Here is a 22,575-nt window from a genome sequence, read left to right as displayed (position 1 = left end):
ACATTTCTGCAACACCGGTGCTCAGCCGACCCGGGCGGCCCTGACCTGCAGCCGGTTGCCGTCGACCCAGACAGTGAACGACTCCCCGGCGTCGGTGCGCAGCACCCGCATCGACAACGAGCCGGCCAGCCGCAGCGCTGCCGCGGCCGGGTGCCCGTGGGTGTTGCGTTCACCGGCCGAAGCCACCGCGACCCGGGCACCGGAGGCCCGCCAGAACGCCTCCTCCTGACGACTCGACCCATGGTGGGGCATCTTGATCACGTGCGCGGACAGGTCGGCGCCACCCGACAACGCCACCTGCTGGCCCAACGGTTCCAGGTCACCGGGCAGCAGCACCCGGGTGTCGCCCACGGTGGCCACCAGCACGATCGAGGAGTCGTTCTCGGCGGAGCTCTCCCCTGCTGCCGTGCCGCTGGAACCCGCCAGCGCCCCGGCCTGCACCACCTGCAGCGTGGCCGCACCGGCCACCAGCGTCGTCCCGGCGGCAGCGGTGCGCACGGGCACCTGTTCCCGAGCGGCCAGCGCCAGCACCTCGCGGTGGGCGGAGGCGGGTTCCTGCAGGGGGTTGACCAGCAGCAGTCGCACCGGACGAGCCGCGAGCACCCCGGCCAGGCCACCGATGTGGTCGGCGTGGTTGTGGGTCAGCACCACCAGCAGCAGTTCCCGCACCCCGAGGCTGGCCAGGCAGGAGTTCACCGGCCGGGCTTCGGGGCCGGCATCGACCAGCACTGCCCGCCCGGCGCCGGCGTTCAGGACCGTCGCATCGCCCTGGCCGACCGAGCAGAACGCGACGGCCCACTGGCCGGGCCAGCCCGCCGGTGGGGGTTGGCGCAGCATCGCGGCCACCAGCAGCACCGCCATCAGCAGGCTCGCCCAGCGCCGGGCCAGCACCCACCCCATGCCCAGCCCGGCCACCAGGCAGGCCACGGCCAGCACCACCAGCGCCCAGGGCCCCGGCGGCCATGTCCAGGTCGCGGCCGGCAGCCCGGCCCCGGCGTGCGCGATCAGGAGGATGGGCTGCACGCACCAGCCCGCCAGCCACCCGAACACCAGCGCCACGCCCGGCGCCACCAGGGCCACCACCGCCGTGCACAGCCCGAGGATGGTGGTCGGCCCCACGAACGGGCCGACGAGCACGTTGGCCAGCAACCCACTGGTGGAGACGGTCCCCGACAGGGCGGTCACCAGCGGTTGGGTGGCCAGTTGTGCTGCCAGTGGCACCGCCAGGGAGTCGGCCAGCCAGCCCGGCATCCACCGTGCCAACCGCTCACGCCAGCCGGGCCCCCACCACAGGATCCCGGCCGAGGCGCTGGCCGACAGCGCGAACCCCCATGAGCGCGCCAGCCAGGGGTCGACCACCATCAGGGCGATCACCGCGACGCACAGGTGCCGGATGCCGCGTCGCCGGTCCGCCCCGGCCCCGACCGCCGCCAACCCCACGATGCCCATCGCCGAGGCCCGCAGCACGCTGGGCTCGGAGCGGCAGACCACCACGAACACGACCACCCCGGCGACCCCGACCAGGTGCAGCCAGCGCCCCCGCACCCCCACGGTGCGGGCGACCACGAGCAGGGTCACCAGCAGCATGGTGAGGTTGGTGCCCGAGACGGCGGTCAGGTGGGTCAGCCCGGTGGCCTGGAACGCATCGCGGGTCTGCGGCAGCACCCCGCTGGTGTCACCCACCACTAGTGAGGGCACCAACCCCGCCTGCTCCGCCGGTGACCAGCCCATCGACGCCACCAACCCGGAGCGGGTGCGGTTCACCTGCCGTGACCACCAGCCCGGCCCGGCCACCAGTTCCGGGGCGCGGGTCAGGCGCAGCACGGCAGCCTGGGGGCTCCCGGGGTCCGGCGGTTGCGCGATCACCTCCACCCGCAGCCGGGCCCCTGCCGGGAGCGCAACCAGGTCGTCCAACAGCCTCGCGGGGGCCACCAGCTGCACCGGTTGACGCACCCGCCACCCCACACCCCGCGATTCAGCCCAGTGGGTGCGGGCCGGCACCACGGCGCGCTGCCGGCCCGGCTGCCCCACCACCCGCACGTCCGAGGTCAGCACCACCTCGGCCACCACCAGCGCCGACTCGTCAGCCGCCCGCCCCAACGGGGAGCTGCCCAGTGCCCCGGCACGCACCAGCCCCACCCCGGCGCAGGCCACCACCACGACGCACAACCCGGCCACGGCCCACCTGCGTGCCAGCACCGCGACCACCGCGCCCGCGAAGGCCGGCCCGACCAGCGCCAGCACCCACCCCGGGGAGGCGGTCAACACCCACCACGTGACCAGCCAGGCGGCGGCGGCCAGCGGCACCAGCCTCAGGTCGAGCGGAGCCTCGCTCACACCGTGACCAGGGGTTTGAGGCGTTCGAAGGTCTTGGCGCCGATCCCGTCGACCTCCTGCAGTTCCTCGACCTTGCTGAACCGGCCGTGCTGTTCGCGCCAGTCCAGGATCTTGGCGGCGGTGGCAGGCCCGACGCCGGGCAGTGACTCGAGCTGCGCTGCGGTGGCGGAGTTCAGGTTCACCAGAGCGGCGTTGGTGTCGGTGCCGGGTGGCCCACCGCCGCCGTCGTCTCCGGTGGTGGTGGAGGTCTCCTGCGGGCTTGAGGCCACCAGGATCTGCATGCCGTCGCTGACCAGTGCGGCCAGGTTCAGGGTGCCCAGGTGGGCCACTGCGGTGATGCCGCCGGCGGCCTCGATCGCGTCATTGACCCGCGAGCCCGGCGGCACCCGGACGATGCCGGGGTTTTTCACCGCCCCGGTGACGTGGACCACCAGCAGCGTCACCTCGCTCGGCGACTCCGCTCCGCTGGGCACCGATGTGGTCGATTCGACCGCGACCTCGGGCACCACCAGCGGCACCTCGCTGGGCCTGGCCCGCAGCAACTGGACCGTGGTGAACACCAGCGCGACCACGACCAGGATGGCGATGGCCTGCAGGTGTCGCAGGGTGAAGGCCCGCACCCTGGCCAACGCCCCGGGCGGCAACTCCCCCGGTTCGTCGTCCCCGGCGAGGTCGTCGTCCTCGAGGACCTCGGGCGGCGGCGTGATCGGGCGGACGGTGAACCCCCCGTCCAGCCCGGGTGACTCGTCCGGTTCGGGGAGTTCGACCAGCGCGCGCCGGGGCCCACGCTGCAGCGCGGGTTGCCCGGCCAGCACCGTGCGGAGCCGCTCGGCATGCTCGCTCTCGATTCGCATGCCCCGGTTATGGGGTGCGACCCGCCCCCATCACCACACGGACAACACCTTGTGGACAGCGACTACTTCGCGGGGACGATGCTCACCATCTTCGGCAGGCGGCAGATCACCTTGGCGACCTCGCGGCCGTCCAGGGAACGCTGCACACCGGCGTCGGCCAGCGCGAGCGCGGTGGCCTCGTCCTCGGTGATGTCGGGCGAGACCTCGAGCTTGGCGCGGACCTTGCCCTGCACCTGCACGACCATGGTCACCTGGTCGGCCACCAGCAGTTCGGGCTCGGCCGCCGGCCAGCGGCTCTGCGCCACCGACGGCGGCAGCCCCAGCTGCTCCCACATCTCCTCGGCGACGTAGGGGGCGACCAGCGACAGCGCCTGGGCGACGAACTGGGTCGCTTCCCGCACGGCGGGGTCGGCCGGGCCGGCACCGGTGTCGATGACGCGGCGGGTGGCGTTGACCAGCTCCATCACCCGGGCCACGACCACGTTGAAGCGCTGCGACTCGACCAGTTCGGTGATCTCGGCGATGGTGCGGTGGGTGGCCTGGCGCAGGCCGCGGTCACCGGTGGTGACATCGACGTCGACCTCGCTGCTCACCTCGGCGGACAACCGCCAGGCACGCTGCAGGAACTTCAGGGTCGAACCGGGTGACACGTCGGCCCAGTCGATGTCCTCGTCCGGCGGCCCGGCGAAGATCACGGTGGTGCGCACCGCGTCGACGCCGAACTCGTCGATCTGCTGACCCAGGTCGACACCGTTGCCCAGCGACTTGCTCATTGCCTTGCCCTGGTTGATCACCTGGCCCTGGTTCATCAGCTTCAGCATGGGCTCGTCGAAGTCGACCATGCCCATGTCGCGCAGCACCTTGTTGAAGAACCGGCTGTACAGCAGGTGCATGGTGGCGTGCTCGACGCCACCGACGTACTGGGCGACCGGCATCCACTGCTTGACGGCCTCCACGTCGAAGGGGCCCTCGGTGTAGTGCGGCGAGATGTAGCGGTAGAAGTACCACGACGAGTCGACGAAGGTGTCCATGGTGTCGGTGTCACGCACCGCCGGGCCGCCGCAGGTGGGGCAGGCCACGTTCTTCCACCCGTCGTTGGCCGCCAGCGGGGACACCCCCTTGGGGGCCAGTTGCTCACCGCGCATGTCGTCGGGCAGCCGCACCGGCAGCTGGTCGTCGGGCACCGGCACCTCACCGCAGGCCTCGCAGTGGATGATCGGGATCGGGCAACCCCAGAACCGCTGCCGGCTGATCAGCCAGTCACGCAGCCGGTAGGTGATCGCCGCCTTGCCCAGCTCATCGGCCTCCAGCTGGGCGTTGATCCGTTCGATGGCCTCGGCCTTGGTGGTCAGCCCGTCGAGCACCCCGGAGTTGACGTAGGTGCCGTCGCCGGCGGTCGCCACATCGGTCTCGGCGGGGTCACCCTCACCGGTGTCGATGACCATCCGCACCGGCAGGTCGAAGGCGCGGGCGAAGTCCAGGTCACGCTGGTCGTGGGCGGGCACCGCCATGATCGCTCCGGTGCCGTAGTCGGCCAGCACATAGTCGGCGGCCCAGACCGGCACCTTCTCACCGTTGACCGGGTTGGTGGCGTGCACGCCCAGGAACACGCCGGTCTTGACGTGTTCGGTGGACTGCCGTTCGATCTCGGTCTGCTTCTTGACCTGTTCCAGGTACTCCTCGAACGCCGGGCGCTGCTCGTCGGTGACGATCTCGTCGGCCAGGGCGGCGTCGGGGGCGACCACCATGAAGGTGGCACCGAACAGGGTGTCGGGGCGGGTGGTGAACACGGTCACCGGCTCGCTGCGCCCCTCGACCTGGAAGTCGACATGGGCACCCGACGAGCGGCCGATCCAGTTGCGCTGCATGGCCAGCACCCGCTCGGGCCAGCCACCCTCCAGCTGGTCCATGTCGTCGAGCAGCTGCTGGGCGTAGTCGGTGATGCGGAAGTACCACTGGTTCAGCTGCCGCTTGGTGACCAGCGACGAGCACCGCTCGCAGCGGCCCTCCTTGACCTGCTCGTTGGCCAGCACGGTCATGTCCTGGGGGCACCAGTTGACCCAGGAGTCCTTGCGGTAGGCCAGGCCCTTCTCGAAGAACCGCAGGAACAGCCACTGGGTCCAGCGGTAGTACTCCTCGTCGGAGGTGTGCAGGCGGTGGTCCCAGTCGAAACCAACGCCGTAGCGCTCGAAGGACGCCGCCTGGGTGTCGATGTTGCGGTAGGTCCACTCGGCCGGGTGGGCATTGTTGCGGATGGCCGCATTCTCGGCGGGCAGCCCGAAGGAGTCCCAGCCGATCGGGTGCAGCACGTTGTAGCCCTGCATCTTCCAGTAGCGGCCGACCACGTCGCCGATGGCCCAGGCCTCCGCGTGACCCATGTGCAGGTCACCGGACGGGTAGGCGAACATGTCGAGCAGGTAGCGCTTCTCGAGCGACTCGTCGTCCGACACCGCGAAGGTGCGGTTCTCACGCCAGTAGCGCACCCACTTCTCCTGCGCGGCGACAGCGTCGTAGCCGCTGCGCTCGTCATGCTGCTCGGCCATGTGCTGCTCGGCCATGGGGGTCCTCTTCCTCTCGTCCTGCCAAGGACCCACGCTACCGTGACACCCTCCCCGCGACCCAACCCGCGACCCGGCCGCACTACGCCGAGTCGGGCCAGATCTGCTCCCACATGGACGGGTGCACCGCCGCGACGCGCATCTGCTCGAGCAGGCCCAGCATGGAGTAGTCGGGGTCAAGTTGGTGGGCCCGGTCGAGGGCGCAGCCCATCAGGGCGCCGTTGCCGTCGAGCCAGGCCGCTGCGGCCAGCAGGCACAGCGGGGGCACCGCCCACTTGTCGGGGACCAGGCCCACCACCTGGTGCCACAGTGCCGCGTGGCGGCGGGCGGTGGGCCGCTGCATCAGCAGCCACGCCTCGTCCCGGGGGCCGACCTGGTCGACCAGCTTGGCCAGTTCGCAGGCCTCGACCTCACCCAACCCGGCCTGTTCCAACCCGGTGGTGACCAGTTCGGCGACCCGGTCACAGCGGTCGAGGACGTCGGGCAGGTCCGCGGCCCGGTCGGACGCCTCGGTGTAGGCGCCGAGCAGTTGCGACTGCGCCAGCAGGGTGGGCCCCTGGACGCTGCGTTCCAGTTCGGCGCGTGAGCCCAGGGCCGAGGAGCCGGCCAGCACCGCGGAGGCCACTGCTGCGGTGGCGGTGTCACAGGGGACGCGCTGGCAGCATTCCTGGTCGCACAGCCGCGACCACCAGTGCTTGCCGTCGGTGTAGACCGACTCGATCACCTCGTCGAGTTCGAGCACCTGTTCCAGGATCGCCAGGGCCGATTCGGCCTCGTCACGGTCAGCGCTATAGGCGGCCAGGAAGAAACGGGGGTGCTCGAACCGGGCCGCCAGGTGGCAGAACCGGGCCTGCACCTGCACGGGGTTGTCGGAGAACATCTCCAGGTCGAAGCGCATGGTCAGTTCCACGCTGCGCCCAGTGCAGACCAGCACGACCAGTCCACGGTCGAGGTGAAAGCCGAGCAGGTAGGGCACCAGGGAGAGCAGGTCAGTCGCCGAGCGGGCGGTGATGGGCTGGGTCATGTCCCGGTTATGGGCCCCGGCGGACCCGACTGCCCAGTTGTCCACAGGCCAATTCCGTGATCCGGGCCCCGAGTACGATGGTTCGCAATGAGCCAGCAACCTCCGTGGCAGCCCCCGCCCCCGCCACAGGGCCAGCAGCAGTGGACGCCCGGCGCTCCACCGCAATGGAACGCGCCCCCACCGCAGCAGCCCCAGCAGTACCAGCAGCCGATGGGCTGGACCCTGGCCAACGGTGACCAGGCCCCCCGCCAGCAACAGGAGCAGCCGCAGCAGCCCGCCGGCTACGACCCGCTGGGCCAGCAGGACCACGCCTCGGTCTCCATCGACGACTACCAGTTGCCGAAGTCGCGCTCGCGCCTGTGGCTGGGCGCCGCCGCGGTGGTCGTGGTCGGCGCGCTGGCCGCCGCCGCGATCTGGACCTCGGGTCGTCCGCAGCCGACCCCGGTCGACTCCCCCAGCCCCACCCCGTCGCAGCGGGTGCTGCCCAGTTCGGTGCCCTCGGGCAACGCGGTGGCCTTCGCCTCGCAGAGCGACGGTGCGCAGGGCTACTGGGAGATCAAGGAGTCGAACTGGACCGACCGTGGCCTGGAGCTGCTGGTCAAGGTCACCGTCACCGAGGGCACCTTCGGGTTCACCTTCTTCGCGCTCGACAACGCCACCGTCGAGGACTTCGACCCGGCCAACATCCCCGATTCCGACGTGCTGCGACCCGGCACGCTCGGCGCCGGTGAGAGCGCCGAGGGCCGGGTCGTGTTCAACAAGGACCAGGGGGCGACGATGGTCTACCTCGCCAACCGCTACGGACGACAGGTCTCAGCGCTCGCCGTGGAGGGCTGAGACCGTCTCGTCCGGTGTTCGCTCAGCGGTAGACGATCACCTTGTCACCCTCACGGGTCTGGTCGAACAGCCAGATGATGCCGTTCTTGTCGCGCACGTTCACGCAACCGTGGGAAGCGCCGTTGTACCCGCGGGCCGCGAAGTCGGCCGAGTAGTGCACGGCCTGGCCGCCCGAGAAGAACATCGCGTAGGGCATCGGGGTGTCGTAGATGGTCGAGTGGTGGTTGCGTGACTTCCAGTAGAGCGTGAACACACCCTCACGGGTCGGGGTCAGCTCCGAACCGAACCGCACGTCCATCGTCTTCAGCACCTGGCCGTTGACCACCCAGTTGATCTTGTTCGACGACTTGCTGATGCACAGCACGCGTCCGGTCATGCAGCGGGGGTCGATGTTCCCGGTCGCCTTCTTCGGCGGCTTGTTGGTGAGTTCCTCGGTGGTCGGCTTCGAGGTCATCGCGTACAGCCGGTCGAGGGTGCGCTGGTCGACCTCACCGGTCACCGGAATCTCGCGCTTGCCCTGGAAGCCCTTCACTGCGGCCACCGTGTCGGCGCCGTAGACGCCGTCGACCAGCTTCTCGTACCAGGCGACCTGCTTCAGCCGGGCCTGCAGGTCACGCACCTTGTCACCCTTGTCCCCCGACTTCAGCAGCGCCGGGCCGGGCTTGAGGATGTTGTGCATCTGGTCGTGGGTGGGCTTGGCGGTCATCTTCACCAGCGCATCCCAGGTGGCCTGGTCGACCTCACCGGTCACCGCCAGCCCGCGCTTGCCCTGGAAGCCCTGCACCGCGACCTGGGTCTGCTGCCCGTAGTCGGGGGTGATCTTGCCGGCGTACCAGTCGATCTGCAGCAGGCGGTGCTGCAGTTCGCGCACCTTCTCACCGGAGTCGCCGCGCTTGAGGATCGCCGGCGCCTTGGTCGGGGCGGCGGTGGTCGTCGGCGGGGTCGTGGTGGGTGCGTCCGTGGTCGGGGCGTCGGTGGTGGGCTCCGGGCTGGGCGGGGTCGGCGTCACGTCCGGGCTCGACGTGGTCGTCGCCGGACGATCGGGGCTGGGCATGCCGGACGGGTCCGGGGTGGCCGCCGGCGCGGTCGTGGTCGAAGGCAGGTGCGGCGAACCGGACAGGTCCTTCGCGCAGCCGGACAGCGCCAGCGCGAGCACGCCCAGCAGGGCGACGCTCTTGACGACACGGGACATGATTCCTCCAGGGGGAAGTCGCAGAAACCGCCTTCAGGGTAGGTCATCGGCGGTGGTACACCCCTACTACGCGGCCCGGGGCGGCGCGGTTGCAACGGTTCTGTGACTGGACTCGTGACCCCGGGTTGAGACTTCGGCGGGGCGACCGCCTGAGTCGGCCCGGGGTCCGACCCCGGACGAACCGGGGCTGCCACCACGGTCAATGCTCGCTGCCCCGCAGTCTGTGATGCCGCGCCGCCCGGTGACCGGTGCCCCACCGGGGGCCCACGATGGATCCATGACCCAGCCGCACCTCGTCCCCCTGCCGCATCCCGCTGCCCAGCCCGTGATCAAGCCGGGCCTGCGGATCGGTGATGCCGAACGCGACCAGACCTGCCAGGTGCTGGCCGCCCACTTCGCCGCCGGCCGCCTCGGTCCGGCCGAACTCGACGAACGCACCAGCCTTGCGGTCACCGCGACCACCGGCACCGAACTGTTGGCCCTCACCTCGGACCTGCCTCCGCTCGGCACGACCCAGCGGCCCCCCGTCGCCGGCCCGCAGCACGCCACCGCCCCGGCGCGGGGCCACGACAGCGGACGAGCCGTGGTGCTGACGCTGTGGGGCATGCTGACCGCGGCCGCGGCGCTGTGCACCATGGCAGTGCTGTTCGGCAGCGCCGTCATGCCCGACGGTGGCCTGGTCTGGCTGACCGCCTTCGGCACGGCGGTCGCCACCAGCGGCATCACCTATTTCGCCACCAGGCTGCGGCCGCCGTCCGGGAACTGACGTCGAGTTTGGGGTTGATGTTGGCGAGGTGGCGGCCCACGGTCTTTTCACTGATGAACAGCCGCTGGCCGACCTCCCGGTTGCTCAGGCCGATGGCCACCAGGGCGAGCACCTCCGCCTCCCGGGTGCTGAGCGGGCCAACTGCGGGGCGGGTGCCCCGGGCAGCCCGAGCCGTTCACGCACCCCCGCCGCCTTCGCGGCATGCCGAGCGGCCTGGTCGGGTTGGCCCATGGACGAGCAGGTCTGCGCGAGCAGGTCCAGCACTCGCGCCGACTCAGCCAGCGTGCCCGCTCGCTGGAGCCGAACCAGTGCTGATTCAAGCAGCGCCACCATGGCCTCGGCGTGCTCGGCCCAGGCCAGGAACCCGGGGCTGGCATAGCGTTCCGCGCAGGCCCACAGCTCATCGAAGAGCTGCACCGCCTCCCCGTCGTGGCCCGAGGCCAGCGCGATCTCGACGCCGGGACGCAGCAGGGACACCCGCGGAAGTGGCTCGTCCGCCTCGGCCAGCGCGGCCTCGAGTCGTGCCAGGGTCCGGTCTCGCGCAGCAGTTCCTGCCGGTGGACCCGGCAGATCGTGCCGAACACGTGGTCGCCGCTGAATTGCTCGCACCAGGTTTCGGTGGCGCGGATCCAGTCGGCCATCCGCCGGAAGTCGGCCAGCCGGGGGCAGCAGTGGATGACGGTGCGATAGATGTCCCCGGCCCAATCGAGCGGCAGCCGTCAGGAGCCCCTCGACGCTGCAGCGCTACGCGCAGTTGGCCGTCCGGCCGGGACCGGCAGCATCGCTTCTTCGAGTCGGGCGAGGGCCTCGAGGGTGAGCACCGCGTCAAAGGGCTCGTGCTGGGCGATGGACGCCCCATCGGCGTGGTGGAACCTGACCCGGTCACCCACCCCGACCTCGAGAGCGGCGGCGCGGGCGCACGCCAGGGACGGTTCGTCGACGTCGAAGCCGTCCACCAGCATTGTGGGGTTGCTGCTGGCCACGCGATCGCCGACCAGCAGGCGCCGGTCCCGATGTCGGGCACGCGGGCACCGGGCCTGGCGAGGACCTGCTGGATGCGCCCACCCGGCCCAGGTAGTTGGGCAACTGCTCGAACCAGGGCTTGTTTACCCGATGCGGGCGATGGGGGTGGCATGGGCGAGGCTGGCTTCGCAGGTGAGGTCTTCTTCGGCCCCGACCGGCAGCCGGAAGCGCCAGCCGGAGTCGGGGCGGGAGTGGCCTCGAGGATTCCGGTGGCGACCTGCTGTTCGAGAGCCACTCCCGGGCGTAGCGCTCGGAGCAGTGGGTGTGCCGGGCGAGTTCGGCAGCGGTGCTGGGTCCAATTTCGGCCAGGGCGCGGTACCACCCGAGCCGGTCGCCGAGGTGGATGGCCATCGCATCGGCCCAGCCCAGCGCTGCCTGCAGCACCCGCTCGGCGACCTCGTCGGCCGTGCCTGCATCATCGTGGTGGTCATCGTCGTCCCTCCTGTCAGCCGAGGTTTCGGCTCGTGGTGACAACGCTAGGTGTCGCGGCCGGGTGACCACATCGGGCAGATGATGCAATCCCGCCGGGGGGCGCTGCAGCGAATGATACAGCGGTTCAGGCGGCCACCCTGGTGACCAGGTCGAGCAGTTGGCTGCGCAGGCCGGTGGCCCGGCGGCTGAACTCGCGCTGGCTCGCGACGTAGGTGGCCTTGCCGGCGGGGGTTTCGACGGGCACGGGGTCGTAGCCCCAGTCGCTCAGGTCGTAGGCGCTGGCCCGCATGTCGAGTTCGCGGACGTCGAGCGCGAGCTCGTAGCAGTCGAGCAGCAGTTCGGAACTGGTCAGCGGCAGCAGTTTCCCGGCGTACTTGTACAGGTCCATGGTGACGTGCAGGCAGCCGGCCTGGTCCAGGCGGACCTGGTCGTCCCGGGCGAGTTGGTGCTGGTTGCGCGGGGCGGCCTCGTCGGTGAAGAAGCGGAAGGCGTCGTAGTGGCTGCAGCGCAGGCCGTTGTCATCGACGACCTGGCGGACGACCTCGGGGGTGAAACGCAGCGGCAGCCCGGCGTGGCGCACCTGGTCGGGGGCCAGGCCGTAGACCATGGCCCATTCGTGCATCCCGAAGCAGTCGAACCGCGGCGCCCGTTCGGTGGTGGCGCGCAGCAGGTCGCCGGTGAACTCGATCGTCCCGGCCCTGGCCGTGGTGACCGCGGCAACGTCGACGCCGACCAGGCCATCGTCCAGGCGGGTGTACCAGCGCCGGTCGGCGAACTCGTCGGCGTCGGCCAGCGCGACCCCCGCGCCCGGGTGCCACTCGGTGAGCTGGCCCGGACGAAGCCGGTAGTAGTCGAACATGAAGTCCTCGACGGGGTGGCGTTGGCCCCGGGAACGGCGCTCGACGACGTCAGCGAGCAGGACGCCGGCGCGCTGCTCGTGGGCGGCCCGGCGGGCCTGCCACTGGTCGCGGGTCAGGACGTGCATCAGCGGCTCGCGGGCACCGGCACGTCGGAGGTGGCGCGGCGGCTCGACAGCACCCCGGACAGGGCGACCACGAACAGCCCGGCGGCCGGGACGACCAGCAGCGCCCACCGGATCGAGCTGGCGTCGGCGATGAGTCCGAGCAGCGGCGGGGAGGCGAGGAAGCCGATCCGCAGCAGCAGGGAGGTGACCATCAGCGCGGTGCCGGGCTTGAACCCGGGCATCGCGTCGGCGGCCTCGAAGATCGAGGGGACGACGGTGGCGACGCCGTACCCGGCGCAGGCGTAGCCGATCACGGTCAGCCAGGGGCTGGGGAAGGCGATCGCCAGGCCCATGCCGACCACGACGAGCAGGCCGCCGAGGCGGGCCATGGTGGCCTGGCCGAGGCGGTTGACCAGCCAGTCGCCGCTGACCCGGCCCAGGAAGTGGGAGCCCATCGCGGCGACGTAGGCGGCGGCGGTGAGGCCGCCGGTGACGCCGAGCTCAGTGGACATGTACAGGGTCGCCCAGGTGCCGGCGTTCTCTTCGATGGTGGCGCCGGCGATGGCCAGCAGGGACAGGGCGGCCAGCACCAGCCAGGGGTGGCGCAGCCAGGAGGTCCGGACGTCTTCGGGGTGGGCGGCCTCGGCGGCTTCGGCTTCGACCGGTTCGGGGCCGGGCAGCATCATCCGGTAGCCCCGGGTGGCGGTGACCAGGATCAGCACGGCGATGATCGCGAGGTGGGGCACCCGGCCCAAGCCGGTAGCGATGGCGGCGGCACCGAGGGCGCCGCCGAGCAGGGCGCCGACCGACCACATGGCGTGGTAGCTGTTGATGATGCTGCGGCCCATGTGCTTCTGGACCCGCAGCGCGTGGTGGTTCTGGGCGACGTCGGTGACCGAGTCGGAGCAGCCGGCGAGGAACACGGCGGTGATGAACACGGCCAGGCTCGGTGCGGCTGCGGCGGCGAGGATCGCGATCATCGACAGTGCCATGCCCACCCAGGCCACCATCGGTGAGCCGAACCGGCGGATCAGGACCGCGGCGAAGAGCCCGGACGCAAACGCCCCGGCTGGGAAGGCCGCGATGGCCAGCCCGAACATGGCGTTGGTCAGTTCGAGGTCGGCCTTCACCTCGGGCAGCCGCGGGACGAGGCTAGCGTAGGCGGCGCCGTTGGTGAGGAAGATCAGTCCCACGCCGAGCCGGGCCCGGTGGAGCTGGCTGGCGCTGAAGGCCTGGGCAGTGGTCACGAGCGACAAGCCTAACGGTTGGTCGGCTACAGCCGCGGGTCGGGTCAGTGCTCACCGAGGCCGAGTTCGAGGCCCAGAAAGCACGAAACCTCGCCGGCCTGTGAGCAGCGTGGCCGGCCCCTGAGCCGATTCGTTGGCCTGGGGGTCTAGCCTCATCGTCATGGCATTGTTCCGAAACGATCGGTTGCGTGTACACCTCGAGTCCCCCGTGCGGATCGAGTCGCCGGTGCACCTTGATGGCCCCGTGCCGGTGGTGGCCAAGGAGGTCGAGCTGACCGCGACCCGTCCGCCGTGGAGCCTGTGGGCTGATGGGTTCGGCCGGATCGCGATCCGTGCGGTGCAGATCATCGTCGTGGTGATCGTCGGGATCGGGCTGGTGTACGCCGTCCGGTCGTTGACGGTGGTGACCATCCCAATGATGATCGCGTTGATCCTGGCCAGTGCGTTCAATCCGGTGATGCGCGCCATGCGCTCGCGGGGGGTGCCGTCGTTGGCGGCGACGCTGCTCACCTTGCTGGGCATCGTGGTCATTCTCGGGCTGCTGGGCTGGCTGATCGTCTGGGCGGTGCGCGACCAGTGGGACGAGTTGGCCACCCAGGCCCAGGACGGGTTCGACCAGTTGGTGGTGTGGGCGCAGGGCCTGCCGTTCGACGTGGCCTCCCCGGAACAGATCGACCAGTGGATGGACCAGCTGACTGACTTCCTGACCAGTGCGCAGTTCGGGTCCGGTGCGATCGCCGGCGTGGGTGCGGTGGCCAACTTCCTGACCGGCCTGGTGCTGATGGTGGTGACCCTGTTCTTCTTCCTGAAGGACGGCGCGAAGATGTGGGAGTTCCTGCTGCGCCCCTTCCGCGGGCAGAGCTACTCGCGGGCCCGCCGCATCGGAGACCGGATCGTCACCACCCTGGGGTCCTACGTGCGCGGGACTGCGGCAGTGGCGGCGGTGGACGCGATCGGCATCCTGATCGGTCTGCTCATCCTGCGGGTGCCGCTGGCCATCCCGCTGGCGGTGCTGGTCTTCCTGCTGGCGTTCATCCCGATCGTCGGCGCCACCCTGGCCGGCATCCTCGCCGCGCTGGTGGCGCTGGTGACCAACGGCCTGACCAACGCCCTCATCGTGGTGGGCGTGGTCGTCCTGGTCAACCAGCTCGAAGGCAACCTGCTGCAGCCGGTGCTGATGGGACGATCAATGAAGCTGCACGCGTTCGTGATCCTGATCGCCCTGACCATCGGCACCGTGCTCGGCGGCATCGTGGGAGCCGTGCTGGCCGTCCCGCTCACCGCCGCGCTGTGGGGCGCCATCAACGTCTGGGACGGCCCCGACACCCCGCCCTGGTGGGCGCGCGCCAAGATCACCACCAGCGACTGAGGTCTGGGGCTGGAGGGTTCGCGACCTCGGGGTCAGGCGGGTATTCGGTCGCTGCCCGGCGGCGCGGGTGGTTCGGGGCCGGCCCCGGGTGCCCCTGGTGATTCGGGTGGTTGGGGTTCGGGGTGTTCGGCGGTGTTGAAGTAGACCGCGCCGAGGTCGAGGCGTTCCCCGCGGATCCCGACCCGTATCGGTTCCGGCCGGCCCGCGACCACCCGCAGTGGTTGCTTCGGCATGCCGTAGCCGATGTACTTGCCGACCCTGCCACTACCACCGGTGAACACCAACCCATCCACCCGACCAGGGTCACCAGAGATGCTGTACTCACCCAGGTGCACCTGCCGATGATGCAACGGGCACAAGGAGACCAGGTTGTCCGGGTCGGTCGGCCCACCATCCTTCCAATGCACCAGGTGATGATTCTCCAGGAACCCGCCCACCCCGCACCCGGGGTAACGACACCCACGGTCCCGGTCCTCCACCAACACCCGCGTGCGGTCCGGCACGATCCGCAACGACCTGCCCACCGCCACCGGCACACTTTGGGTTTCCCACACCGGCTTCACACTCCCACCGCAGGTGTAGCGGTCCAACAACACCCCCGGCACGGCACCCTTCTCCTGCACCCATCCACTGCCATCAGTGGACAGGTGCAACACCACCTTGTACAACTCCCGCCGCGACCCCGAGGACACACCCCGCAGGGACCGGGCGGCGACCTCCACCAACCCCTCCGCCAGGCTGACCCGAGGGTTCCCCGCAGTGAACAACGAGTCCTTCGCCTCCCGGATCGCCTGCTCCACCAACGCCCCCTCCACCGCCGTGGTCGAGAACCGCAACGTGAACCTGCCCCCGAACGACGACATCACCAGTTCCGTCGGCTGCTGCGCCAGGGTCGAACGAGGTTCCTCCCGGGCCGGCTGCACCCGCTCGAACGGGTAGCGGGCAGTCACCCTGCGCAACTGCGACACGGTCAAAACCTCACCCAACCGCGCCACCTCCGCCACCGACCGGTCCGGCACATGCTCAGCGATCGGCATCGCCTGGTCCAACGTCATCCGACCCTGCGCCATCAAACCGGTCACCGGCTCCAAACCCGCACCACGCTCAGCGACCCGCACCAACGCCCGCGCCTGCCCAGCCGACACCCCCGCATAGACCTGCAACCAGTGCTCCGGGGACTTCACCCCGTCACCAGCCCACCCCGACCCCGCCAACAACTCCCGAGTCAGTTCCACCAGACCGGCCTGCGCCTGGGCAAGCTCACCCGCGAGCCGTCCCGCCCGCTTCGTCCAAGCACCCCACCGATCCATGTATATATAGTACACACGTTCGAAACCATGGACAAGAGGCCACCGACCAGAAGGGCGTCGACGTGGTGCTCGACCACATCGCCGGGCAGACCTTCGCCGAGTGCCTGCCGCCCCGGCGATCGACGGCCGCGTGGTCAACATCGGACGACTCGCCGGTCCTGCCTCGAACATCGATCTCGATGCCCTGTCGTCCCGCCATCTGACGGTGCACGGAGTGTCGTTCGAGTTCTCGCGCCACCAGCAGTCCGTGCCGAGCCTGGCTGGGCTCGAGGCCGAGGTGCTGCCGGCCGTGGGTCGCGGCGAGGTCCGCCCGATCATCGACAGCACCTACCCCATCGAGGACGTTGAGCAGGCCACGGACCGCCTGCGCTCGGGGATCACCACCTGCCCAACCCCCGGGACGGACACGGGCCGCTCGGCGAGCACGAACTCGGGACCGCGCCCGGACATCAGGACGCGCATGGTGTCAGTCACTTGGCCTCCTCACGTCGTCACCCTCCACCCTGTCCCGGGATGCACGACGTCGGGAGAGGAAGGTTTCACCCGGGGAAGGCTTCCTCCCCCTCAGGCCCAGCGAGGACCGACCGCTTGAGCTCAGCCGCGCGGGGTCGCGACCGCTTCCTTGAGGGCGGCGGCCGGCTTGAACGCCACGGCCTTGCTGGCCGGGATCTCGATGGCCTCGCCGGTCTGCGGGTTGCGCCCGGCGCGTGCGGACCGGTCGCGCACCTCGAAGGTGCCGAATCCCGCGATGGTGACCCGGTCGCCGCCCGCCAGGGCATCGCTGATCACGGCCAGCACGGCGTCGACCGCTCCTTCTGCCGCCCTGGCGTCGAGGTCGGACGAGGCAGCCACGCTGTCGATGAGTCCACGCTTGTTCATGCAGTTCTCCTGTGTTCTCGCCCCGGGATGTGCCCGGAACGCTTCTAATGAGATCAGTTCTCATCCTACACGCCGTCATCGCGCACTAGACCCCACTGAACCACCCGCCGAGACCCGCGCCGTGCGCACAGCCACCCAGCAGTGTGCATCGACTGGACCGGAACGGACGCCGAGCGGCCATCCAAGCCGGGTCGATGCACCCTCACCCTGCTGGGCGCCCAGGGCTGCAGTGCCCCGGACGCCCAGCACCGTGAGGATCTACCCGCCGATCACCACACGTTCGGATCCACCGCGCTCCTGTCGAACATGTCCAGGGAGCCGTCCCCGTCGAAGTCGTAGCGCGCTACCGGGATCATCACAGCCCCGCCGTTCGAGGATCGGGCCCCGCTCCACGACCTGGCCTGGAGGCCCGGCCGGTTGTGGAAGTCGACCAGGGTATCGAGTTGACCGTCGAGGTTCGTGTCGACCTCGGCGATGTCGAAGCCACCGTCGTGGTCCATGTCCGAGAACCTGACCTCGAAGTACCCATCGAGGTTCGCGTCGTACCAGACCGTCTCGTAGAGGCCGTTGCCGTCGAGGTCATGCATCGTGTAATCGAAGTGGCCGTCGCCGTTGCGGTCCCCCACCACGCTTTCGTAGCGGCCATCACCGTCGAAGTCGACCAGATAGTACATCGTTGATGCCGAGGCGTTCATGACGCCGCCTCCCACCAGCAGAGCAACCGACGCGATCAATACGCCGAGCAGCTTGATGGCCACACCCTTGAGATTCATGGAATTCAGACGAAACGACGTTTCAGAAGGTTCCCTCGGATGCACCGGGTGCTCAGGCCCCTCGCTCTGGGCCACAGCCACCCAGCAGTGTGCATCAACTCGGCTGGAATCGGCTCTGGGCGGCTACCCGACCCCGGTCGATGCACGTTGCTGGGGGCAAGTACGGATCCAGCCGGCTCACGAGGCTCCGAGGGCACCGGCCAGTCGCCAGAAGCCCACGCCGAGGCTGGCGACGTCGATGCCTCACCGGGGATCGGATCGTCGGGCGCTGTGACGCGGACCTCGTGACCTGCGTCCTGCAGCGCCGCGGCGAGGCCGAAGAACGGCTCGACGTCCCCTCGGCTCCCGGCCGTGGCCAGCAGGACCCGTCGGTGGCGACGAGCCGAGGACGCGTTAGGCATCGTCGTCTCCGATACGTGCCATATCCCGGTCTGGCTGCCCGTCCTCGTTCATGTCCGCGTTGCGGGCTTTGCGGGCGTCCCATCGCAGCATCATCGCGGCGGAGGTCGCGGCGAGCAGGGTGCCGATCAGGATCGCGATCTTCGCCCCGTCGGTGTGCTCGGTGTCGGGGAACGACAGTTCCGCGATCAGCAGGGACACGGTGAATCCGATTCCCGTCAGAAGCCCCACGGGGAGGAGATCGCGGCTGCCGATCGCGTCGGGCAGGCGCAACGGGGTGAGCTTGGTGACCAGCGCAGTCATGCCCAGCACGCCGAGGAGCTTTCCGAGCACGAGCCCGGCGACGATGGCGAGCACGACCGGCTGGCCGAGGATCGCCGCGGGCCCCTCGCCTTCGACCAGAGACACACCGGCGGAGAAGAACGCGAACACGGGCAGGGCGATGCCGGAGGAGAACGGGCGGATCGCGTCATCGAGCCGGTGGGTTCGCGGCTCCGGCTCGCCGTGGATGATCCGGGCAGGGACGGTGAAGCCGAGGAGGACTCCGGCGATGGTCGCGTGCACGCCGGATGCGTGCATGAACCCCCATGCGGCCAGAGCGAGCGGGACGAGAAGCCACCACTGCGGGCGCCGCATGCGCACCATGACACCGAAGAGGACCACGAGTCCGAGAGCGCACGCCAGGGCGATGATGTCGATCCCGGTCGTGTAGAAGACCGCGATCACCACGATCGCTAGCAGGTCGTCGACCACGGCCAGCGTGAGCAGGAAGGTTCGCAGCGCCCGCGGCAGACCGCGGCCGAAGATTGCCAGCACGGCGAGAGCGAACGCGATGTCGGTGGCGGTCGGGATCGCCCACCCGTGCAGGGCTTCCCGGTCGCCGGAGACGAGGATCACACCCACGAAGAACACGGCCGGCAGGATCATCCCGCCCACCGCGGCCAGGACGGGAACGGCCGCCTCCCGGGGCCGGCGAAGGCTCCCGGCGACGAGTTCGTGTTTGAGTTCGACGCCGACGACGAAGAAGAACACCGCCAGCAGGCCGTCGGCCGCCCAGGTCGACAACGAGAGGTCGAGATGAAGGGCGGCGGGACCGATGGTGATGTCCGACAAGGCAGTGTAGGAGTCATGCCAGGGCGAGTTGGCCCAGAGGAGAGCGAGGGCGGCTGCGGCCATTAGCAGGAATCCGCTGGTGGTCTCGAGCGTCACCCATCGCCGCACACGGCTGCGGGCGTCACTAACACGGGTCAGGGGCGTCATGGGTCTCCTCTGGTCACACCGCCGGCGGGTGTCGCCGGCGTCGATGTCGACCAGACTTCCCGACGCGCCGGAATCCACTGTACGTGACAATTCGGCCACCGCGTTCCAGCATGAGCGCCGGCCCATCGGCATTCGTCTGTCCCTCCTCTTCCCGTCGTATCGTTGTCGGCCTGCGACATGAGCAGATCCTCGACAAGCTCGCGATCGACCAGATCCTCGCGACGGTGGAGGACGAGGTCGCGCGTCTCGCCGGTATGAGCTTCATCTACGCCAAGCACGCCGGGCATCGGGGAGCACGGTATGAGGATGTCGTGCCGCGCCTGATCCGCCGATGGTCGGGACTGCTCGATGCCGACGACTCCGATTCGGAGCGGATGCTCGGCCATCAGGTCGCCGTGGCACTCGCGACCTGCCTGCACCAGGTGGGGCTGATCGACCCGGAGCTGACTGGGCGCGCGGTCTCCGGAATCGCGGAATTGAATGCCCGGGTCTGGCTCAGTGACGTCGTCGAGCGCCAGTCGGCGGACATCGCTGTGCTGCTCCGTTCTGCCCCCGTTGCCCTGACGCGCCGCCCTCCGACGCGCGAGACGATCACGTTCACTCGGCCCGGCGACGTCCTCGCCATCCGTACCGGGGATGTCTATTGTCGTCGGGCATGTGCACGGCGACACGGCGGTGAATCAGGCTCCCGTCATGGAACTCTACGAGACGACCTTCGCGCAGCTTCCGGGACCGGATGACGTGGTCGGCTCGCGGGCAGCGGGAGAGCAACGGGGCGACGGCCCCGCGTCGGTGAGTGTGCTTGGCGTCTTCGGGCTGCGGCATATTCCGGACCCTGCCGAACAAATCGTCCTCATTGATGTGGCGCAGAAGACGCTCCCCGATCGTTCGCATCTCGTCGACCGTGGCGTGGGCTGGACCGGCTCGGATCTCTACGATCTCCTCGACACGGCAGCCGAGATCGCCGCCCGCTGACCTGCTCGGGACCTTGTGCGCGCAGGCGACCGATGCTCAGTCGCCCTTCTCGGTGTCGCTGGTCTTCTCCCGGGTTCCTCGTCGAGAGGCTCGCCGCTCTTCGCCGACCGTCAGCGAGGCGTCTCCGGAGGCGGTGTGGTGGGGTCCCCCGGGGCCCTTGGGGTGGATGCGTCCGGGTTCGAGCGTGCGGGTGACGTCCTGTGTGGTGACGATCGGGATCTGTCCGGTCGAGGTCTCGTACCATTCGGTGAGGGCGGGGTCGTCGGTGTCGATGCCGGCACCGGCGCCTTCGTCGGCGGCGACCTCGGCGGCTTCGAAGACGAAGTCGTCGCCGTGCTCGGCGATGCCGCGCCGGACTCCCTGTGCGATCGCGGCGCGCGCGTACCGGTAGCGGAGTATGTAGGGGTCGGTGCGCAGTTCCTTGGCCCAGGAGATCATGATCCCGATCACGATGAGCGCGAACGGCAGCGCCGAGACGACCATGATCGACTGCAACCCGGACAGCGCGGTCTGCCCTCCCGCGAGGAGCAGCGCGAGCGCCGCAGCGCCGAGCAGAACGCCCCAGGTGATCGTCACCCACGTCGACGGCTCGGGTTTGCCGCGCTGGCTCATCGAACCCATCACGATCGCCGCAGAGTCGGCGGAGGTGACGAAGAACAGGATGATGGAGATCATCGCAAGAACCGAGAGAACAACACCGAACGGCAGCTCGCCGAACACGGCGAACAGGATCGCCTCGGGCGAGCCGGCATCCGCGATCCCGCCTCCCTGGGACTCGAACAGCATGGTCGTGCCGCCCATGACCCCGAACCACACGATGCACACGATCGAGGGGACGACGATGACGACGGTGGCGAACTCGCGCAGGGTGCGTCCGCGGGAGATCTTCGCGATGAACATGCCGACGAACGGGGTCCAGGAGATCCACCAGGCCCAGTAGTAGTTGGTCCAGCTGGCCATGAACGTGGCGGCGTCGTCGCCCTGGGCGGGGTTGCGTAGGAGCATGGTCCACAGCTCCCCGAAGAATGCGGAAACGCTGGCGGGGATCATGTTCAGCAGGAACAGGGTGGGTCCGGCGATGAAGATGAACAAGCCGATGACGGCTGCGATGACCATGTTGATGTTCGACAGGGCCCGGATGCCGCGCTTGATACCGGAGACGGCGGAGACCACGAACGCGGCGGTGAGGATCGTGATGATCACGATGAGCCCCGCGTTCCCGAGGGGTCCGACGCCGGTGACGACCTCGACGCCGCTGGCGATCTGCAGGGTGCCCATCCCGAGGGTCACGCCGGTGCCGAACAGGGTGACAATGATCGCGAACACGTCGATGACGGCCCCGATCCACCCCTCGGTGCGCTCCCCGAAGATGGGGCGGAAGATCGCCGAGATCAGCGGCGCCCTCCCCCGCCGGTAGGCGGCGTAGGCGATCGCGCCGCCGACGAGCGCGTAGAACGCCCACGCCATCGGCCCCCAGTGCAGGAACGACTGCGCCAGCGCGTCGAACATCGCATCTCTGCTGCCCGGCTCCGCCGTGAAACCCGGCGGCACGTCGAGGAAATAGGCCAGCGGCTCGGCGGGGCCCCAGAACAGCAGGCCGATGCCCATACCCGCGGAGAACAGCATCGCGATCCACGACGCCGTCGAGAACTCCGGCGACTCGTCATCGGCCCCCAGACGGATGCCGCCGGTCCGGCCGTAGCCGACGACGAACATGAATCCGATGGTCGCGATCGCGAGCAGCGAGAACAGCCAGCCGAAGTTGTCGGTCACCCAGCCCAGCGACGCCGCTCCGACCGCACTGATGCTGTCGGGCGCGAGGAACCCCCAGACGACGACCCCGAGGACGAGGACGCCGGCAATCCCAAAGACAGCCCAGTTGGTGCTGAACACGCGCGGCGTGTCCTCGACCCCAATCCCGGGGATCAACGCAGGGTGCGTCACCTCTTTCAGGATCGCCTTCGGTGATTTCTTTCCCGAATCGACGCCAGGCGTCTCCGTGTCACGTTTCCTGTCGCTCATCACAGGTCTCCCGGCGCGGCGCGCACATCCCCGGATAGGGCGTGCAATGCCGCGCGTGTAGCGGTCACGGTCATTTACGGTAGGGCCTGTTCGCTGCGATGGCCGGGAGAGACACGCGTTCTCGGATGAACCCGCCGTGCATGAACCGTGGCTGTGCGCGGCGCGGGAGAACGATGAGATCTATGTCCGTCGACCTGAACACGCTCATCGCGCACCTGGGCGCTACTCCGATCGAGTTGGTGTCGGTGGTGGTTGCGGCCATCGGGATCTACGCCGCTTTTCTCGCCATGGTGCGGATCTTCGGGCCTCGCTCCTTGCACGGCATGTCAAGCCTTCGACGCGATTCTCGTCATC

Annotated in this window: 24 protein-coding genes; 7 read left to right on the top strand and 17 right to left on the bottom strand. The window is 69.6% G+C overall.

What is annotated here, in order from left to right; genetic code table 11:
• Nucleotides 1-21 precede the first annotated feature (21 nt).
• From ACQE3C_RS05275 to ACQE3C_RS05260, 4 genes are all read right to left on the bottom strand, one after another.
• Complete coding sequence (locus ACQE3C_RS05275) at nt 22-2,337, bottom strand: ComEC/Rec2 family competence protein (RefSeq protein ID WP_434538125.1); 2,316 nt, start codon at nt 2,335-2,337, stop codon at nt 22-24.
• Nucleotides 2,334-3,191, bottom strand: a complete 858-nt coding sequence (locus tag ACQE3C_RS05270; protein WP_434538124.1) for a helix-hairpin-helix domain-containing protein — start codon at nt 3,189-3,191, stop codon at nt 2,334-2,336. Before ACQE3C_RS05270 ends, ACQE3C_RS05275 begins: the two co-directional genes overlap by 4 nt.
• 62 nt (nt 3,192-3,253) lie before the next feature.
• Nucleotides 3,254-5,734: a leucine--tRNA ligase gene (gene leuS, locus ACQE3C_RS05265; RefSeq protein ID WP_434538239.1), complete on the bottom strand. Its 2,481-nt coding sequence runs from the start codon at nt 5,732-5,734 to the stop codon at nt 3,254-3,256.
• Nucleotides 5,735-5,831: 97 nt separating this feature from the next.
• Nucleotides 5,832-6,773: a DUF4192 domain-containing protein gene (locus tag ACQE3C_RS05260; protein WP_434538123.1), complete on the bottom strand. Its 942-nt coding sequence runs from the start codon at nt 6,771-6,773 to the stop codon at nt 5,832-5,834.
• Between the two features lie 87 nt (nt 6,774-6,860).
• Here ACQE3C_RS05260 and ACQE3C_RS05255 point away from each other — a divergent pair, with 87 nt between their 5' ends.
• Nucleotides 6,861-7,610, top strand: a complete 750-nt coding sequence (locus ACQE3C_RS05255; protein ID WP_434538122.1) for a hypothetical protein — start codon at nt 6,861-6,863, stop codon at nt 7,608-7,610.
• Nucleotides 7,611-7,632: 22 nt separating this feature from the next.
• Here the strand turns inward: ACQE3C_RS05255 and ACQE3C_RS05250 are convergent, their stop codons facing one another.
• The gene (locus ACQE3C_RS05250) at nt 7,633-8,802 is read right to left on the bottom strand and encodes a L,D-transpeptidase family protein (protein WP_434538121.1); all 1,170 of its coding nucleotides are present in this window, start codon (nt 8,800-8,802) and stop codon (nt 7,633-7,635) included.
• 277 nt (nt 8,803-9,079) lie between these two features.
• Here ACQE3C_RS05250 and ACQE3C_RS05245 point away from each other — a divergent pair, with 277 nt between their 5' ends.
• The gene (locus ACQE3C_RS05245) at nt 9,080-9,568 is read left to right on the top strand and encodes a DUF1707 SHOCT-like domain-containing protein (RefSeq protein ID WP_434538120.1); all 489 of its coding nucleotides are present in this window, start codon (nt 9,080-9,082) and stop codon (nt 9,566-9,568) included.
• Here ACQE3C_RS05245 and ACQE3C_RS05240 read toward each other — a convergent pair.
• The 4 genes from ACQE3C_RS05240 to ACQE3C_RS05225 form a co-directional block, all read right to left on the bottom strand.
• Complete coding sequence (locus tag ACQE3C_RS05240; protein ID WP_434538119.1) at nt 9,525-9,668, bottom strand: response regulator transcription factor; 144 nt, start codon at nt 9,666-9,668, stop codon at nt 9,525-9,527. The two genes, ACQE3C_RS05245 and ACQE3C_RS05240, sit on opposite strands and share 44 nt — an antisense overlap.
• Complete coding sequence (locus ACQE3C_RS05235; RefSeq protein WP_434538118.1) at nt 9,653-10,045, bottom strand: hypothetical protein; 393 nt, start codon at nt 10,043-10,045, stop codon at nt 9,653-9,655. The genes ACQE3C_RS05240 and ACQE3C_RS05235 overlap by 16 nt, the downstream gene beginning before the upstream one ends.
• A gap of 242 nt (nt 10,046-10,287) precedes the next feature.
• Nucleotides 10,288-10,551 carry an SAM-dependent methyltransferase gene (locus ACQE3C_RS05230; RefSeq protein WP_434538246.1) on the bottom strand — a complete coding sequence of 88 codons (264 nt, stop codon included), beginning with the start codon at nt 10,549-10,551 and terminating at the stop codon, nt 10,288-10,290.
• Nucleotides 10,451-10,942 (bottom strand): hypothetical protein, encoded by a 492-nt coding sequence (locus ACQE3C_RS05225; RefSeq protein WP_434538238.1) that lies wholly within the window; start codon nt 10,940-10,942, stop codon nt 10,451-10,453. Before ACQE3C_RS05225 ends, ACQE3C_RS05230 begins: the two co-directional genes overlap by 101 nt.
• Here ACQE3C_RS05225 and ACQE3C_RS05220 point away from each other — a divergent pair.
• Nucleotides 10,856-11,062, top strand: a complete 207-nt coding sequence (locus tag ACQE3C_RS05220; protein WP_434538245.1) for a hypothetical protein — start codon at nt 10,856-10,858, stop codon at nt 11,060-11,062. The genes ACQE3C_RS05225 and ACQE3C_RS05220 overlap by 87 nt on opposite strands.
• Before the next feature lie 85 nt (nt 11,063-11,147).
• On the opposite strand, the gene ACQE3C_RS05215 is transcribed toward ACQE3C_RS05220, so the two are convergent.
• Complete coding sequence (locus tag ACQE3C_RS05215; protein WP_434538117.1) at nt 11,148-12,008, bottom strand: 3-methyladenine DNA glycosylase; 861 nt, start codon at nt 12,006-12,008, stop codon at nt 11,148-11,150.
• Nucleotides 12,008-13,234 (bottom strand): MFS transporter, encoded by a 1,227-nt coding sequence (locus tag ACQE3C_RS05210; RefSeq protein ID WP_434538116.1) that lies wholly within the window; start codon nt 13,232-13,234, stop codon nt 12,008-12,010. The genes ACQE3C_RS05215 and ACQE3C_RS05210 overlap by 1 nt, the downstream gene beginning before the upstream one ends.
• Before the next feature lie 160 nt (nt 13,235-13,394).
• Here ACQE3C_RS05210 and ACQE3C_RS05205 point away from each other — a divergent pair, with 160 nt between their 5' ends.
• Nucleotides 13,395-14,603 (top strand): AI-2E family transporter, encoded by a 1,209-nt coding sequence (locus ACQE3C_RS05205; RefSeq protein WP_434538115.1) that lies wholly within the window; start codon nt 13,395-13,397, stop codon nt 14,601-14,603.
• 32 nt (nt 14,604-14,635) lie between these two features.
• Here the strand turns inward: ACQE3C_RS05205 and ACQE3C_RS05200 are convergent, their stop codons facing one another.
• On the bottom strand, nt 14,636-15,913 hold the full coding sequence (locus ACQE3C_RS05200; RefSeq protein ID WP_434538114.1) for an HNH endonuclease signature motif containing protein: 1,278 nt from the start codon (nt 15,911-15,913) through the stop codon (nt 14,636-14,638).
• A 100-nt stretch (nt 15,914-16,013) separates the two neighbouring features.
• Here ACQE3C_RS05200 and ACQE3C_RS05195 point away from each other — a divergent pair, with 100 nt between their 5' ends.
• Nucleotides 16,014-16,505, top strand: a complete 492-nt coding sequence (locus ACQE3C_RS05195) for a zinc-binding dehydrogenase (RefSeq protein ID WP_434538113.1) — start codon at nt 16,014-16,016, stop codon at nt 16,503-16,505.
• Between the two features lie 2 nt (nt 16,506-16,507).
• Here ACQE3C_RS05195 and ACQE3C_RS05190 read toward each other — a convergent pair whose 3' ends face one another.
• The 4 genes from ACQE3C_RS05190 to nhaA form a co-directional block, all read right to left on the bottom strand.
• Entirely contained in the window at nt 16,508-16,792 is a 285-nt protein-coding gene (locus tag ACQE3C_RS05190) for an HU family DNA-binding protein (protein WP_434538112.1), read from the bottom strand.
• Nucleotides 16,793-17,061: 269 nt separating this feature from the next.
• Nucleotides 17,062-17,565 (bottom strand): hypothetical protein, encoded by a 504-nt coding sequence (locus ACQE3C_RS05185; RefSeq protein ID WP_434538111.1) that lies wholly within the window; start codon nt 17,563-17,565, stop codon nt 17,062-17,064.
• Nucleotides 17,566-17,570: 5 nt separating this feature from the next.
• Nucleotides 17,571-17,966 carry a glycosyltransferase gene (locus tag ACQE3C_RS05180; protein WP_434538110.1) on the bottom strand — a complete coding sequence of 132 codons (396 nt, stop codon included), beginning with the start codon at nt 17,964-17,966 and terminating at the stop codon, nt 17,571-17,573.
• Nucleotides 17,959-19,224 (bottom strand): Na+/H+ antiporter NhaA, encoded by a 1,266-nt coding sequence (gene nhaA / locus ACQE3C_RS05175; RefSeq protein WP_434538109.1) that lies wholly within the window; start codon nt 19,222-19,224, stop codon nt 17,959-17,961. Before nhaA ends, ACQE3C_RS05180 begins: the two co-directional genes overlap by 8 nt.
• Nucleotides 19,225-19,334: 110 nt before the next feature.
• On the opposite strand from nhaA, the gene ACQE3C_RS05170 reads away from it, so the two are divergent.
• Nucleotides 19,335-19,964: a hypothetical protein gene (locus tag ACQE3C_RS05170; protein ID WP_434538108.1), complete on the top strand. Its 630-nt coding sequence runs from the start codon at nt 19,335-19,337 to the stop codon at nt 19,962-19,964.
• Nucleotides 19,918-20,199, top strand: coding sequence for a hypothetical protein (locus ACQE3C_RS05165; RefSeq protein WP_434538107.1), 282 nt, complete (start codon nt 19,918-19,920; stop codon nt 20,197-20,199). Before ACQE3C_RS05170 ends, ACQE3C_RS05165 begins: the two co-directional genes overlap by 47 nt.
• 36 nt (nt 20,200-20,235) lie before the next feature.
• Here the strand turns inward: ACQE3C_RS05165 and ACQE3C_RS05160 are convergent, their stop codons facing one another.
• Entirely contained in the window at nt 20,236-22,143 is a 1,908-nt protein-coding gene (locus ACQE3C_RS05160) for a BCCT family transporter (RefSeq protein WP_434538106.1), read from the bottom strand.
• Between the last annotated feature and the right edge of the window lie 432 nt (nt 22,144-22,575).

The sequence above is a fragment of the Aestuariimicrobium sp. Y1814 genome, assembly GCF_050113895.1.
GTDB lineage: Bacteria > Actinomycetota > Actinomycetes > Propionibacteriales > Propionibacteriaceae > Aestuariimicrobium.
Note: the sequence above shows the minus strand (reverse complement) of the source record. Positions and strands in the feature narration are given on the sequence as shown.